11 protein-coding genes are annotated in these 14,508 nt (G+C 73.2%); 6 read left to right on the top strand and 5 right to left on the bottom strand.

Features of this window, described 5'->3' with window-relative positions; all coding sequences use genetic code 11:
- Positions 1 to 199 precede the first annotated feature (199 nt).
- Complete coding sequence (locus tag ACZ404_RS29340; protein ID WP_468445073.1) at positions 200 to 2,086, bottom strand: ABC transporter ATP-binding protein; 1,887 nt, start codon at positions 2,084 to 2,086, stop codon at positions 200 to 202.
- Positions 2,087 to 2,254: 168 nt separating this feature from the next.
- On the opposite strand from ACZ404_RS29340, the gene ACZ404_RS29335 reads away from it, so the two are divergent.
- From ACZ404_RS29335 to ACZ404_RS29325, 3 genes are all read left to right on the top strand, one after another.
- Positions 2,255 to 3,229 carry a lysylphosphatidylglycerol synthase transmembrane domain-containing protein gene (locus tag ACZ404_RS29335; RefSeq protein ID WP_468445015.1) on the top strand — a complete coding sequence of 325 codons (975 nt, stop codon included), beginning with the start codon at positions 2,255 to 2,257 and terminating at the stop codon, positions 3,227 to 3,229.
- 46 nt (positions 3,230 to 3,275) lie between these two features.
- On the top strand, positions 3,276 to 4,040 hold the full coding sequence (locus tag ACZ404_RS29330) for a crotonase/enoyl-CoA hydratase family protein (RefSeq protein ID WP_468445013.1): 765 nt from the start codon (positions 3,276 to 3,278) through the stop codon (positions 4,038 to 4,040).
- 194 nt (positions 4,041 to 4,234) lie between these two features.
- Positions 4,235 to 5,323, top strand: coding sequence for a mechanosensitive ion channel family protein (locus tag ACZ404_RS29325; protein WP_468445011.1), 1,089 nt, complete (start codon positions 4,235 to 4,237; stop codon positions 5,321 to 5,323).
- A gap of 48 nt (positions 5,324 to 5,371) precedes the next feature.
- On the opposite strand, the gene ACZ404_RS29320 is transcribed toward ACZ404_RS29325, so the two are convergent.
- Positions 5,372 to 6,928 carry a M1 family metallopeptidase gene (locus tag ACZ404_RS29320; protein ID WP_468445009.1) on the bottom strand — a complete coding sequence of 519 codons (1,557 nt, stop codon included), beginning with the start codon at positions 6,926 to 6,928 and terminating at the stop codon, positions 5,372 to 5,374.
- 195 nt (positions 6,929 to 7,123) lie between these two features.
- On the opposite strand from ACZ404_RS29320, the gene ACZ404_RS29315 reads away from it, so the two are divergent.
- The 3 genes from ACZ404_RS29315 to ACZ404_RS29305 all read left to right on the top strand — a co-directional run bounded on the left by ACZ404_RS29315 (position 7,124) and on the right by ACZ404_RS29305 (position 11,727).
- A complete protein-coding gene (locus ACZ404_RS29315) occupies positions 7,124 to 9,343 on the top strand; it encodes an NADP-dependent isocitrate dehydrogenase (RefSeq protein WP_468445007.1) in 2,220 nt (739 codons plus the stop codon).
- A 254-nt stretch (positions 9,344 to 9,597) separates the two neighbouring features.
- Positions 9,598 to 10,416 carry an N-formylglutamate amidohydrolase gene (locus tag ACZ404_RS29310; protein WP_468445072.1) on the top strand — a complete coding sequence of 273 codons (819 nt, stop codon included), beginning with the start codon at positions 9,598 to 9,600 and terminating at the stop codon, positions 10,414 to 10,416.
- Positions 10,417 to 10,503: 87 nt separating this feature from the next.
- Positions 10,504 to 11,727, top strand: a complete 1,224-nt coding sequence (locus tag ACZ404_RS29305; protein WP_468445005.1) for a cytochrome P450 — start codon at positions 10,504 to 10,506, stop codon at positions 11,725 to 11,727.
- Positions 11,728 to 11,902: 175 nt separating this feature from the next.
- On the opposite strand, the gene ACZ404_RS29300 is transcribed toward ACZ404_RS29305, so the two are convergent.
- Genes ACZ404_RS29300 through ACZ404_RS29290 form a run of 3 tightly spaced genes read right to left on the bottom strand, consistent with a single transcriptional unit; the run spans position 11,903 to position 14,471 of the window.
- Positions 11,903 to 12,415, bottom strand: coding sequence for a hypothetical protein (locus ACZ404_RS29300; protein WP_468445003.1), 513 nt, complete (start codon positions 12,413 to 12,415; stop codon positions 11,903 to 11,905).
- Positions 12,412 to 13,050, bottom strand: coding sequence for an RNA polymerase sigma factor (locus ACZ404_RS29295; RefSeq protein WP_468445001.1), 639 nt, complete (start codon positions 13,048 to 13,050; stop codon positions 12,412 to 12,414). Before ACZ404_RS29295 ends, ACZ404_RS29300 begins: the two co-directional genes overlap by 4 nt.
- Complete coding sequence (locus tag ACZ404_RS29290) at positions 13,047 to 14,471, bottom strand: S8/S53 family peptidase (RefSeq protein WP_468444999.1); 1,425 nt, start codon at positions 14,469 to 14,471, stop codon at positions 13,047 to 13,049. Before ACZ404_RS29290 ends, ACZ404_RS29295 begins: the two co-directional genes overlap by 4 nt.
- Positions 14,472 to 14,508: the final 37 nt, after the last annotated feature.

The following is a 14,508-nucleotide window of genomic DNA, read 5'->3' as shown; positions in this document are numbered from 1 at the left end:
CGGAGTCCGCGCTACGAACTCACCCCGAAGGGGCGTCGCCACGTCAGGCCGGCCACCGGCCCGGCGTCCGCGTCAGAAGCCCACCGCCGCACCGGCGCCGCCACCTCGGCCCGGCCCCCGATCCGTCACCGGCCCGGCATCCACGCCATCAGCCCGCCCTCGGGCCGCGCGTCGCCGCCTCTGCCCGGCGTCCGCGGGCTCAGCCCACCGCCACTCCGGCGTCCGGCTCCCTCCGGTGTGCGAACTGGGTGCGGTGGAGTTCTGCGTAGCGGCCGGACTCCGCGAGGAGTTCCTCGTGTGTGCCGCGCTCCACGACCCGGCCGGACTCGACGACCAGGATCTGGTCGGCGGCGCGGACGGTGGACAGCCGGTGGGCGATCACCACGGCGGTGCGGCCCTCCAGCGCCTCGGTGAGCGCCTCCTGGACGGCCGCCTCCGAGGTGTTGTCCAGGTGGGCGGTGGCCTCGTCGAGGATGACGACCCGCTGCCGGGCCAGCAGCAGCCGGGCGATGGTCATGCGCTGGCGTTCGCCGCCGGAGAGCCGGTAGCCGCGCTCGCCGACGACCGTGTCCAGGCCGTCGGGCAGGGAGCGGACGACCTCGTCGAGGCGGGCGCGGCCCAGGGCTTCCCACAGCTCCTCGTCCGACGCCTCGGGCCGGGCGAGGAGCAGGTTGGCGCGGACCGAGTCGTGGAAGAGGTGGCCGTCCTGGGTGACCATGCCCAGCGTGGCCCGCAGCGAGGCGGCGCTCGCGTCACGCACGTCGACGCCGCCGATCCGCACGGCCCCCGCGTCGACGTCGTACAGGCGCGGCAGCAGCTGGGCGATGGTGGACTTGCCGGCGCCGGAGGAGCCGACGAGCGCGACGGTCTGGCCGGGTTCGGCGCGGAAGGAGATGCCGCGCAGGACCTCGCTGCCGCCCCGGGTGTCGAGGGCGGCGACCTCCTCGAGGGAGGCGAGGGAGACCTGGTCGGCGGAGGGGTAGGAGAAGTGGACGTCGTCGAACTCGACGGCGACCGGGCCCGCCGGCACCTCGACGGCGTCGGGCTTCTCCTCGATGAGCGGCTTCAGGTCGAGCACCTCGAAGACCCGCTCGAAGCTGACCAGCGCGGACATGACCTCGACGCGGGCCCCGGCGAGCGCGGTGAGCGGGGCGTAGAGCCGGGTCAGCAGCAGGGCGAGGGAGACGACCGCGCCCGCCTCCAGGGTGCCGCGCAGCGCGAACCAGCCGCCGAGGCCGTAGACGAGGGCCAGGGCGAGCGCGGAGACCAGGGTGAGGGAGGTGATGAAGACGGACTGGGCCGTCGCCGTGCGCACGCCGATGTCGCGCACCCGGCGGGCGCGGGCCGCGAACTCCGCCGACTCCTCCTCCGGGCGGCCGAACAGCTTGACCAGGGTGGCGCCGGGCGCGGAGAACCGCTCGGTCATCCGGGTGCCCATGGCCGCGTTCAGCGCCGCCGCCTCCCGCTGCATCCGAGCCATCCGGCTGCCCATCCGGCGGGCCGGCAGCACGAACACCGGCAGCAGCACCAGCGCGAGCAGGGTGATCTGCCAGGACAGGGTGAGCATGACGGCGAGGGTGAGCAGCAGCGTCACCACGTTGGACACCACGCCCGACAGGGTGTTGGCGAAGGCCCGCTGGGCGCCGATCACGTCGTTGTTGAGACGGCTGACCAGCGCTCCCGTACGAGTACGCGTGAAGAACGCCACGGGCATGCGCTGCACATGATCGAACACAGCCGTACGCAGGTCGAGGATGAGCCCCTCCCCGAGCGTCGCCGACAGGCGCCGGCCGAGGATGCCGAGCCCCGCTTCGGCGAGGGCGACGAGCGCGATGAGCAGGGAGAGCCGGACGACCGTGCCGGAGTCGTGCCCCGCCACGATCGCGTCGACGACGCGGCCGGCGAGCACCGGGGTCGCCACCGCGAGCAGGGCCGTCACCACCCCGAGCAGCACGAACCGGGCGATGCCCGCGCGGTGCGGGCGGGCGAAGGCGGCGATGCGGCGCAGTGTGGCGCGGGCGAAGGGACGTCGTTCCGCCTGCGCGGTCATCACGCTGTGCAGCTGCGTCCATGCGGTGGTCTCCATGCTCATGGGAGAGACGGTAGAACCTCAAGCAACATTGAGGTCAATGTCCGCGCCTCTTCCCCCGCGCATCCGCGGCCCGCGCGTGAGTCTCACCCGCTGCCCGTCCGTAAGCCGCCGTCCGCGCCCGCGCCACCCGCCGTTGGCGCGGCGCGGAGAACCTCTCCCGGTGTGACAGCGCTACGACTCCCCGACGTCGCCCCGGGGCGCCACCCCCGGCGCGTCCCCGTCCGCCGGGCGCTGTGCCTGGTCCCGTTGCTGCTCGTGGCGGTGGCGGCGGCGCGGCACCGCTCGGTGCTGGCCGAGGGCTTCGGCCAGTTGCGCACCGCCTCCTGGCCGTGGCTGCTGGCCGCGGCCGGGGCCACCTGTCTGACCTGGGTCGCGGCCGCGTTCGGCCGGCAGGGCGCGGTGGTCCAGCCGCTGCCGAAGGGGCGGCTGCTGGCCACGCAGTTCGCGGCGGGTGCGGCCAACCATCTGCTGCCCACCGGGCTCGGCGCGAGCGCGGTGAACCTGCGTTTCATGACCGTGTGCGGGGTGCCGCCGGCCCGCTCCTCCGCGGCGCTCGCCCTGTATCTGCTCGCGGAGAGCGTGGGCCGGCTCGGGCTGCTGGCCGCGCTGCTGGTCGCCTTCCCGGACGCGCTGCGGCTCGGCACGCTGCTGCCCGCCACGGCCTCGCTCCCGCTGCTGCTCGGGGCGTGCGGGCTCGCGGGCGTGGCGGCGGCCGGGCTGCTTCTCGTACGACGACTGCGCACGGCCGTGCGGCGGTTCCTGCGGGACGCCCTGGACGAGGCGCGGTCGGTGCACACCCGCCCGGGCCGGGCGCTGGCCCTGTGGGGCGGCTCGCTGGCCTTCCCGGCGCTCCAGGCGACCGCGCTCGCCGCGGTGGGGCAGGCGCTGGGGCTGCCGGTGCCGCCCATGCACATGGCGCTGGCGTACCTGGCGGCGACGGTGGCGGTGGCCCTGGTGCCGGCGCCGGGCGGGCTGGGGTCGGTCGAGGCGGCGCTGATCGTGGCGCTGGTCGCGGCGGGCGGACCGGCCGCGGTGGCCACGGCGGTGGTGCTCGCCTACCGGGTCATCACGGTGTGGGTGCCGCTGGTGCCGGGGGCGCTGACGCTGGGTGCGCTGGTGCGGCTGAAGGTCGTCTGAGGCACAGTGGCCGTCCGAGCCGCGCCTGATGTGAGGAGCACCCGCCGTGTCGGTCCGTGTGGAGCGCAAGGAGCACGTCACCACCGTCGTCCTGTCCCGGCCCGGGGCCCGCAACGCGGTGGACGGCCGAACGGCATCCGAACTCGCCGCCGCCTTCCGGGAGTTCGAGGCGGACGACGAGGCGCGGGTGGCGGTGCTGTGGGGCGAGGGCGGCACGTTCTGCGCGGGCGCCGACCTGAAGGCGGTGGGCACCGAGCGCGGCAACCGGGTGGCCGAGGAGGGCGACGGGCCGATGGGGCCGACCCGGATGCGGCTGTCCAAGCCGGTGATCGCGGCCGTCGCCGGGCACGCCGTGGCGGGCGGTCTCGAACTGGCGCTCTGGTGCGACCTGCGGGTCGCCGAGGAGGACGCCGTGTTCGGGGTGTTCTGCCGCCGCTGGGGCGTGCCGCTGATCGACGGCGGGACGGTACGGCTGCCCCGGCTGATCGGGACCGGCCGGGCGATGGACATGATCCTGACCGGCCGCCCGGTCCCGGCCCGCGAGGCGTACGAGATGGGGCTGGCCAACCGCCTGGTCCCCACAGGCCACGCCCGGGCCGCCGCCGAGGAACTGGCGGCGTCCCTCGCCCGCCTGCCCCAGTCCTGTCTGCGCTCCGACCGCGCGTCGGTCCTGGACCAGGAGGGACTGACCGAGGAGGCGGCCCTGCGCACGGAACTCAGGCACGGGGCGGGCGTACTGGCCAAGGGGCTGGAGGGGGCGGCACGGTTCGCGGACGGTGCGGGGCGGCACGGGTCCTTCACGGATGTGTGAGCGGCCGCCCGGGAGACGGTCCGTGACCTCCGGGTGCGAACTGCCGTGCCGGATGCGGCAGGATGAACGGTCGCGCCGCTCGCCGCATGCGTCGGCGGGGGCGCGACGGCACATCCCGGACATCGAGCAGGTGACAACGTGACGAGACTTCACATCAGGCTCTGGGCAGCCGCTTTGCGTGCCGGAGGTGACCGGTGAACCGCGCGCTGACGCTGGACGACCTCGTCCTCGCCGGCATCGCCCTGGGCGCGGGCCTGCTGCTCGCCTTCCTGTCCCGCACGCTGCTGCGCTGGCTGGCGGGGCACGCCAAGCGGACCCGCTGGAGCGGGGACGACGTCATCGTGGACGCGCTGCGCTCCGTCGTCCCGTGGGCCGCGATCGCGGGCGGTGCCGCCACGGCCGGGGCGCTGCTGCCGCTGACCCGGACGGTCCAGCACCATGTCGACCAGATCCTCCAGGTCTGGCTCATCCTGGTGGTGACCCTTTCCGCGGCCCGGGTGATCTCGGGTCTGGTCCGCTCGCTCACCCAGTCCCGCTCGGGCGTGGCGGGCTCGGCCACCATCTTCGTCAACATCACCCGGGTGCTGGTGCTGGCGATCGGCTTCCTCGTCGTCCTGCAGACGCTCGGCATCTCCATAGCGCCCCTGCTGACCGCCCTCGGTGTGGGCGGTCTGGCGGTGGCGCTGGCTCTGCAGGACACACTCGCCAACCTGTTCGCCGGCATTCACATCCTCGCCTCCAAGACCGTGCAGCCGGGCGACTACATCCGGCTCAGCAGCGGCGAGGAGGGCTATGTGGTGGACATCAACTGGCGTCAGACGACGGTGCGGCAGCTGTCCAACAACCTGGTGGTCATCCCCAACGGCCAGCTCGCCAAGACCAACATGACCAACTACACGCGCCCCGAGCAGCAGCTGACGGTGCTGGTGCAGGTGGGCGTGAGCTACGACTCCGACCTGGACCACGTCGAGCGGGTCACCACCGAGGTGATCGCGGAGACGATGACGGAGATCACCGGCGCGGTCCCGGACCACGAGCCCGCCATCCGGTTCCACACCTTCGGGGACTCCCGGATCGGCTTCACGGTGATCCTCGGGGTCGGCGAGTTCAGCGACCAGTACCGCGTCAAGCACGAGTTCATCAAGCGCCTGCACCGCCGCTACCGCGAGGAGGGCATCCGCATCCCGTCCCCCACCCGCACGGTCGCCCTGCAGCAGGGCACGGTGGTGATCCCGCATCAGCGGAACGGGGAGGAGGCCGCGCGGGGCGCGGTGACCGACTAGGGCCCGGGAGGCGGGCGGAGCCGGGGTCGGGTCCGCCCGCCGGGTTGATCAGAGGGTGGCCGAGTTCTCGTGCCAGTGGCCGCCGCGCTTGCTGTGCGGGGCCGCGAAGGAGGAGGCGACCGGGTTCACGGTCCAGTCCGGGTGGCCGGGCATGCGCGGGGTCTTCGTGCCGTAGAGCCAGTCGCGCAGGAAGCCGGACTGGTCCTGGCCGGAGACCTCGGAGGCGACCGCGATGTAGTCCTCGGTGGCCGCCGAGGAGTTGCGGAAGCGCTCCAGGAAGCGGCGCTCGACGGCGTTGAAGACCTGCTCGCCGACCTGCTGCCGGAAGGCGTACAGGACGAGCACGCCGCCCAGGTAGCGCTGGCTGTCGAAGAGGTTCGTCGCGTTCGGGGCCGCCACCGGGCCGGAGTCGCGGCGCCACTGGTCGCCGCGCGCGTAGGTGTCCTTCATCCGGGCCTCCATCGTGGTCAGGCCCAGGGAGTCGGCCCAGCCCCGCTCGTAGCGGTAGAGCAGCCCGTAGAAGTCCGCGTGGCCCTCGTTGAGCCACAGGTCGGCCCAGGTGGCGGGGCTGACCAGGTTGCCGAAGTAGGAGTGGACCAGCTCGTGCATCATGTGCGAGCCGATGCTCTTCTCCGGCTGGAGCAGGAAGTTCGGCTTGTACAGGGTGAGGGTCTGCGTCTCCAGGCCGGTGAAGTCGAAGGCCTTCGGGTCGTCGGAGTTGCACGGCAGCAGGCCGTACGTCTCGAACGGGAAGGCGCCCAGCCGGGACTCCAGCCACGTCACCAGGTTCGGGGTGAGCGCGAGCGCCGGCTCCAGCGCGGCGGCCCGCGCGGACGGGACGACGTCGCGCAAAGGCAGGCCGTGCGGGCCCTGCCGGTCCTTGACGACGTAGTCACCGACGGTGATCTGGACCAGCTCGGTGGCCATCGGGGACGCCGAGCGGTACGTGTACGCCGTACGGTCGCCGGACAGCGCCTCGGTGCCGGTGAGGTTGCCGTTCGCCACGCCGCGCAGCCCGTTCGGGACGGTGATGCGGAAGGTGAAGTCCGCCTTGTCCGAGGGATGGTCGTTGCACGGGAAGACGGTGTGCGCGGAGTTGGGCTGCGGGCAGATCGCGAAGCCGTCCGGGGTGGGAACCCAGGCGGTGTGGGCGAGACTGCGGCGCGGGTCGGCGGAGTAGGTGACGCGCACCTTGACCTTGGTCCCGGACGCCAGCTCCTTGGCCGGCGTGATCCGCAGCTTCTCCCCCACCTGCTCGAAGGAGGCGCCGGCGCCGTCGATGGTCACCGAGCGTATGTCCAGGCCCAGAGCGTCGAGCGAGAAGCGGTTCAGCGCCCGGTCGGTGCGTATGCGCAGGGTCGCCGTCGCGTTGACCGTCTTGGCCGTCGCGTCGTAGGTGAAGTCGAGGGCGTAGGAGGAGACCCGGTAGCCCTTGTTGCCGAGGGTGGGGAACACGGGGTCGCCGAGGGTCTCGGCGCCGGGGCCTGCCGTCTTGCGCCGGGCCGCTCCCCCGGGCGCGGCCTGGGCCGGGGAGCCCGCCGTGAGCGCCGCCGCGGTGCCGATCAGGGCGGCCACCGGGGCCGTCACTCTGGTGCGATATCTCATGGTTCGCTTTCGCTCGGGCGGCCGGGTGGTCGGGTCGGCCGCCGGTCAGTTGGGCGATCGCTTGTCATGACCACGAGATCGTGGATTCGGTTGCACTCGATCGGCACCTTTTCGAACGAGGTCCCTGTCGAGCGGATCCCGGGCACGAGATATCTTGATGTCGAGCAATGTTGCAGACGTGGAGCGGAGCACCCGGTGACTGACTCGACCATCATCTACACCTACACAGACGAGGCCCCGGCCCTGGCGACGCATTCGTTCCTGCCGGTGATCCAGGCGTACGCCTCGCAGGCCGGTGTGCCCGTGGAGACCCGCGACATCTCGCTGGCCGGGCGCATCATCGCCGTCTTCCCGGAGTACCTGAACGAGGACCAGCGCATCCCGGACGCCCTGAGCGAGCTGGGCGAGCTGGCGAAGACGCCCGCCGCCAACATCATCAAGCTGCCGAACATCTCGGCGTCCATCCCGCAGCTCAAGGCCGCCGTCGCCGAGCTGCAGGGCAAGGGCTACGCGCTGCCGGACTACCCGGACGACCCGAAGACCGACGAGGAGCGCGAGATCCGCGCCCGCTACGACAAGGTCAAGGGCTCCGCGGTCAACCCGGTGCTGCGTGAGGGCAACTCGGACCGCCGCGCCCCCGCGTCGGTGAAGAACTACGCCAAGACCCACCCGCACCGCATGGGCGCCTGGAGCGCCGACTCCAAGACCAACGTGGCCACCATGGGCGCGGACGACTTCCGTTCCACGGAGAAGTCCGTGGTCATCTCCGAGGCCGGCGCGCTGCGCATCGAGCTCAAGGGCGACGACGGCTCCACCACCGTCCTGCGCGAGTCCGTGCCGGTCCTCGAGGGCGAGGTCGTCGACGCCTCCGTGATGCGCGTCGCCGCGCTGCGCGAGTTCCTGACCGCCCAGGTCGCCCGCGCCAAGGAGGAGGGCGTCCTGTTCTCCGTGCACCTGAAGGCCACGATGATGAAGGTCTCCGACCCGATCGTCTTCGGTCACGTGGTGCGCGCGTTCTTCCCGAAGACGTTCGCGAAGTACGGCGAGACGTTCGCCGCGGCCGGCCTGACCCCGAACGACGGTCTGGGCGGCATCCTCAAGGGCATCGAGGCCCTGCCGGAGGGCGCCGAGATCAAGGCCTCCTTCGAGGCCGAGCTGGCCGAGGGCCCCGCGCTGGCGATGGTCGACTCCGACAAGGGCATCACCAACCTGCACGTGCCGTCCGACGTCATCGTCGACGCCTCGATGCCGGCCATGATCCGCACCTCAGGCCACATGTGGGGCCCGGACGGCCAGGAGGCCGACACCCTCGCGGTGCTGCCGGACTCCTCCTACTCCGGCGTCTACCAGGCCGTGATCGAGGACTGCCGTGCCCACGGCGCCTACGACCCGTCGACCATGGGCTCCGTCCCGAACGTCGGCCTCATGGCGCAGAAGGCCGAGGAGTACGGCTCGCACGACAAGACCTTCGAGATCCCGGTCACCGGCACGGTCCGCCTGGTCGACCAGGCCGGCAACGTCGTCCTGGAGCAGACCGTCTCCGCCGGCGACATCTTCCGCGCCTGCCAGACCAAGGACGCCCCGATCCGCGACTGGGTGAAGCTGGCCGTCACCCGCGCCCGCGCCACCGGCGACCCGGCCGTGTTCTGGCTGGACGAGACCCGCGCCCACGACGCCAACCTGATCGCCAAGGTCCGGCAGTACCTGCCGGAGCACGACACCGAGGGCCTGGACATCAAGATCCTGTCCCCGGTCGAGGCCACCAAGCTGTCGGTGGAGCGCATCCGCCGCGGCGAGAACACCATCTCGGTGACCGGCAACGTGCTGCGCGACTACCTCACCGACCTGTTCCCGATCCTGGAGCTGGGCACCAGCGCCAAGATGCTGTCGGTGGTCCCGCTGATGGCGGGCGGCGGCCTGTTCGAGACGGGCGCCGGCGGCTCCGCGCCCAAGCACGTGCAGCAGCTCGTCAAGGAGGACTACCTGCGCTGGGACTCCCTGGGTGAGTTCTTCGCCCTGGTGCCGTCCTTCGAGCAGTACGCGGCGGCCACCGGCAACACGCGCGCCAAGGTCCTCGCCGACACCCTCGACAGGGCCACGGCGACGTTCCTCAACGAGGACAAGTCCCCGACCCGGCGCCTGGGCGGCATCGACAACCGCGGCAGCCACTTCTACCTGTCCCTGTACTGGGCGCAGGAGCTGGCCCGGCAGACCGACGACGCCGACCTGGCGAAGGCCTTCGCGCCGCTGGCCGAGAGCCTCGCGGCGAACGAGCAGAAGATCGTGGACGAGCTGATCGCCGTCCAGGGCAAGCCGGCCGACATCGGCGGCTACTACCAGGTCGACAAGGCGAAGGCGGACGCGGTCATGCGCCCGTCGGCCACCTGGAACGAGACGCTGGCGTCGCTCGGCTAGCACCCGCGGCGCCTGCGCCGTCACCGCAAGTGCCTCCGCCCCGGCCGGACTTCCCCGGCCGGGGCGGTCGCATACCGGGGGCCGGACGACCGTCGGGGAGGCGCCGGCCGGGCCGCGCCCCGCGGGGTCCCGCAGCGCTTCGCCGCACGGGGGGCCGCGCCGCGTGCCGGGCGCCGTGGGCCGCGCTCCGCCCGCAGTCGCGGGGGCCGATCGCGGCCTCTCCCCCTTCGTTGTCAGTGGCGTGTGGCACCTTGATCCTTGTCAACGCCCTCGACCACGCCTCGGAGCCGCCCGTGTCCTCCTTCGCCCTGCTGCCCGGTGCCGCCGACTCCCCCGTGCTGCTGCATGTGCCGCATGCGGCCCGGGACATCCCCGGTGAGGTGCGCGCGGGCATCGTGCTGGACGACGTGGCGCTGGAGCGGGAGCTGGACCACATCACCGACGCGCACACGGCGGACATCGCCGAGCGGGCGGCGGAACTGGCCGGGGTCCGGCCCTGGCGGTTCGTCAACCGGCTGTCGCGGCTGGTGGTGGACCCGGAGCGGTTCCCGGACGAGCGGGAGGAGATGCTCGCCGTGGGCATGGGCGCCGTGTACACACGGACCACGCACCGGGGCGAGCTGCGGGCCCCGGACACCGACCCGCACCCCTTGCTGGAGCGGTACTTCCGGCCGTACGCGCGGGCGATGAGCGAGGCGGTGGCGGAGCGGCTGGCCGCGACCGGGCGGGCGGTCGTGATCGACGTCCACTCCTATCCGAGCGAGGCGCTGCCCTACGAGCTGCACGGCGCCGGACCGCGTCCGCCCGTCTGCCTGGGCACGGACGCCTTCCACACCCCGCCGGAGCTGACGCAGGCGGCGCGGTCGGCGTTCGCCGGGTGCGGGGAGACCGGGCTGGACAGTCCGTTCAGCGGGACGTACGTGCCACTGGAGTACTACGGCACGGACGCCCGGGTGAGCGCGCTGATGGTGGAGATACGCCGGGACACCTACATGAGCGAGCCCGGCGGCCCGGCGGGGCCCGGCCTGGAGCGGCTGGCCTCGGCGCTGGCCGCGCTGGTGGACGCCCTCTGAGACCGCCGGCGGATGCCGGACGAGGCCCTCCCCGGCTGGAGCACCAGCGCAGGACAGCGGGCGGCGGGTCGTACGAGGGTGGAGGGCATGACCGAGGAGACCGGCACGCTCACCGGACAGGTGCCGCCGCCCGTGCGGGACTGGCCGCCGCTCGACCTGGACGGCACCGGAACCGACCCGGTCCTCGCCGAGCTGATGCGCGAGGGCCCGCTGACCAGGATCCGGCTGCCGCACGGCGAGGGCTGGGCGTGGCTGGCCACCCGGTACGAGGACGTCCGGCTGATCACCAACGATCCGCGGTTCAGCCGCGCGGAGGTCACCCGCCGCCATGTGACCCGGATGGCCCCGAACTTCGCGCCCCGCCCCGGCTCGCTCGCCTGGGCCGACCAGCCCGACCACAACCGGCTGCGCAAGCCGGTCGCGGGCGCCTTCACCGTGAGCGCGATGAAGCGGCTGCGCCCGCGCGCGCAGGAGATCCTCGACGAGCTGGTGGACGGCGTCGTCCGGGAGGGACCGCCCGCCGACCTGGTGGAGCGGGTGCTGGAGCCGTTCCCGCTCACGGTCGTCAGCGAGGTGATGGGCGTGCCGCCCGCCGACCGGGAGCAGGTGCACGCCTGGACCCGGCAGATCATCTCCACCGCGGGCGGTCCCGAGGCCGCCGGGCAGGCGAAGACGGGGCTGTACGGCTGGATCCGGACCATCGTCCGCGCCCGCGCGCACAGCACCGGCGAGGACGTGTACGCGCTGCTCGGGGCCGCCGTGTCGCGTGGCGACATCAGCGAGGAGGAGGCCGTCGGCCTGGCCGGCCCGCTGCAGATCGGCGGGGAGGCGGTCACCCACAACTGCGGGCAGACGCTGTACCTGTTGCTGACCCGCCCGGAGCTGATGGAGCGGATGCGCGGCCGTCCGGAGGCGCGCGGTCCGGTGCTGGACGAGCTGCTGCGCTACATCCCGCACCGCAGTTCGGTCGGGCTCGCCCGGATCGCCCTGGAGGACGTGGAGATCGCCGGCCACCGCATCGCGGCGGGCGAACCGGTCTACGTCTCCTACCTCGCCGCCAACCGCGACCCCGACGTCTTCCCGGACCCCGACACCATCCACCCCGACCGGGATCCCAACCCGCACCTGTCCTTCGGCAACGGCCCGCACTACTGCACCGGCGCCGTTCTCGCCCGGCTGCAGACCGAACTGCTGGTCGGCACGCTCCTGGAGCGGTTCCCGGGGCTGCGCCTGGCCGTGCCCGCGGACCAGGTCCGGTGGCGGCACCAGACCATGATCCGCGGACCACGCACCCTGCCGGTCACCTGGTGAACAGGGTCCGGCCCTAGGGCCTCTCGTTCGGATCTTGCCGGGCTCGCGGACCCTGGCACCGCGCCTCGCGGCGTTGTCGTCGGTTGCCATGGCTCCGCCATGTCGCCCTCCTCCGCCTTGCGATGCACGGCACCAGACCCCGCTCCCTGATCCGGCCTGATCCAAACGAAAGACCCTAGGCCCGCAGCCACTCCGTGACGATCACCGCCTCGCCGGCGCGCAGGCGCAGCGCGAACGGGCCGGCGGGCGGGTGGTCGCTGGTGAACCGGCCCAGGGTGTCGACCGCGACCGGGTGGGCCGTCCGCGGGCCGCCCAGCACCTCGATGCGCGCCGGCTGCGGCGGCAGCACCTGGCCGATCAGGCCCTCGCCGGTGACCTCGACGTCGACGGTCAGCTCGCCGGCCCGGAAGGTCAGCATCCGGGGGGCGTCCGGCACTCCTCTGACCGGCAGCGCGTCCACGAGCGAGTCGAAGGTCAGCTCGGCCAGTTCGGCATCCAGGTCGTGCAACGCGTAGGCGTCGAGGGCCAGGTGCAGCAGCTCGGCCGGGACCGGGTCGAGGACGGTGGCCGCCTGGCGCAGTTCCTCCTCCAGCAGGGCGCCGTCGAACCCGGCGTCGGCGAAACCGGGTTCGGAGGCGTCGCCGGCCTCCGGCGGCTCGGGGAACCCGTGCTCGTCCATGCCGCTCATGCCGCCCCCCGCGCGTCCATCCGGGCCCGCAGCCGGCGCAGACAGCGCTGGCGCAGAGGGCCGATGCTGCCGACCGCGATGCCGAGCGCGGAGGACACCTCCCCGTAGCTGGGCGGCGGCGAGGCCATCAGCACCCGCAGCAGCTGCCGGCACCGCTCGCCCAGCGCCTCGAACTCCTGCCACAGCCGCCGGATCCGCTCGGCCTGGGCGGCCGCCTCCTCGGAGTCGATCAGCGACTGCTCCGGCGTCCGCTCATCGCTGGCCCGGTCCAGCACCTGCGGATCGTCCGTCAGCGTCAGACGCGTCAGCCCTTTGAGCACCTTCAGGCACTCGTGCCGGGCCGTGCTCGCCAGCCAGGAGCCCGCCTTGTCGGGTTCCCGCAGGCGGCCGAGGTGCTGGGCGAAACGGAACCAGACGGTCGAAAAGACCTCGTGGGCGTCGGCGTCGGAGAGCCGGTGCGCGCGCACCACCGACCACACCAGCGGACTCAGCCCCTCCACCAGCGCCTTCCAGGCCGCGGCGTCGCCCTCGACGGCGGACCGGACGAGTGCGCCGATCTCTGTACGGTCCACGGCTCCACCCCTCGTGTACGGCACGTCATCGTACGCCGTGGAGCGGAGAGTTCCGGCCCTCATGCGGACTGCGCCGGGATCACGACGGGAACCGGGCGCCAGGTCGGCGGGCGGAGCGCCGGGACGCGCGCCCCGCGCACCTCGGCGGACTCGGTGACGGAGGCGAGCAGTTGGGTGCGCGCCGCGCGCGGGTCGCGCTCCTTGTGCGCCGCCATGTGGGCGGCCACCAGGCCCGCGACGGCCGGAGTGGCGAAGGAGGTGCCGCTCCACTGCGCGAGGCCGTCGAACATCACCTGGTCCGCCTTGGCCCCGGTGCTCTCCCGGCCCTCGCTCAACGTGCCCGTGTGGCGCGGGTACTGACAGGTGCAGGCGTAGCGGAAGCCGTAGCGGCAGGTGTCGTAGGTGGAGTGCTGGTAGACGTACGGCACCGGGTCGGCGAAGCCGGTGAAGGCGCTGGTGAGGCGCTCACCCGGGGCGAACACGCGGACCCAGGGGCCGTGGTTGGTGAAGCAGGCGGCGGACTCGCCGTCCCCGCGCAGCGCGCCGACCGACAGCACGCTGTCCGCGTACTCGGGCAGGTCGGCGTAGGCGGCCGGCCAGAACGGCAGGTCGCTCGCGTTGTTGCCGGCGGCGGCCACCAGCAGGGTGCGCTGCTCGCGCAGTTCGCGCATGAACGCCTCCAGCCCGAGCAACCCGTCGGCGCGGCCGCCCGAGGTGCCGGCGGAGAGGCTGATGATGTCGGGCCAGCCGTCCTGGTCGACGGCCTCGAAGAGCCGGGCGCCGAACTCCGACTCCAGCACGGCGCCCGCGTCGGTGAGCGTGCCCCGGACGGTGATGTCCGTGCTGGGGGCGACCGCGGCGAGGATCCCGGCGATGAAGGTGCCGTGGCCGACGTACTGCCGCAGCACCCCGTCGGTGTCCGTCTCGCCGGTCTGCCGGTCGCCGGTGGTGTGGGCGAGGAGCGGGCAGGACGCGTGGTCGTGCACGAGCCCGGTGTCGATGACGAGGACGCCGACGGCGCGCTCCGGGTCGTAGGCGCCCTCGGCCGGGGCCGGGTTGGGCGGTGCGCTGCGCGGTGCGGGCACGGGCTCGTCGCCGGGGCAGGCGTTCACGGCGATGTGCACGACGTGGTTGCGGCTGACGAGCGGGCGTCCCCGGCGGCCCTCGGCCTGCCGCAGGGCGCGCAGGGCGTGCGGGACGGTGTCCTCTCCCTGGGCGGGGTCGCCGACCCGGATCCGGGTGACACCGGTGCGGCCCGCCTCGGGCCCCATCCGGCGCACGTGGTCCGGGATCAGGCCCCGTGTGTCGGTGAAGTGGGTGCGCACGGTGTCCTCGACCAGGCGGGCCTCCTCGCCGTCCCGGGCGAGGACGACGCCCTTCTCGTAGAGGAAGTGGGCGTCGTCCTGCGGCCCCATGGCGAGGGGTACGTCCGGCAGCGCGCGCTGGATGTGGTCGAACTGCTCGTGGAATCGCTGTGGAGCCATCGCGTGTCCTCCCCCTGGGCGGTGGTCGACAGTGAGA

It is taken from the genome of Streptomyces sp. NPDC030798 (genome assembly GCF_055572275.1).
The sequence above is the reverse complement of the archived record's forward strand: the minus strand, read 5'-3'. Positions and strand labels throughout refer to the sequence as shown.

Excerpts from the sequence above, each read along its gene's own strand:
- ACZ404_RS29300 (WP_468445003.1), bottom strand. The coding sequence starts at position 12,415 with ATGAGCGGCATGGACGAGCACGGGTTCCCCGAGCCGCCGGAGGCCGGC.
- ACZ404_RS29340 (WP_468445073.1), bottom strand. The coding sequence starts at position 2,086 with ATGGAGACCACCGCATGGACGCAGCTGCACAGCGTGATGACCGCGCAG.
- ACZ404_RS29305 (WP_468445005.1), top strand. The coding sequence starts at position 10,504 with ATGACCGAGGAGACCGGCACGCTCACCGGACAGGTGCCGCCGCCCGTG.
- ACZ404_RS29290 (WP_468444999.1), bottom strand. The coding sequence starts at position 14,471 with ATGGCTCCACAGCGATTCCACGAGCAGTTCGACCACATCCAGCGCGCG.
- ACZ404_RS29295 (WP_468445001.1), bottom strand. The coding sequence starts at position 13,050 with ATGAGGGCCGGAACTCTCCGCTCCACGGCGTACGATGACGTGCCGTAC.
- ACZ404_RS29320 (WP_468445009.1), bottom strand. The coding sequence starts at position 6,928 with ATGAGATATCGCACCAGAGTGACGGCCCCGGTGGCCGCCCTGATCGGC.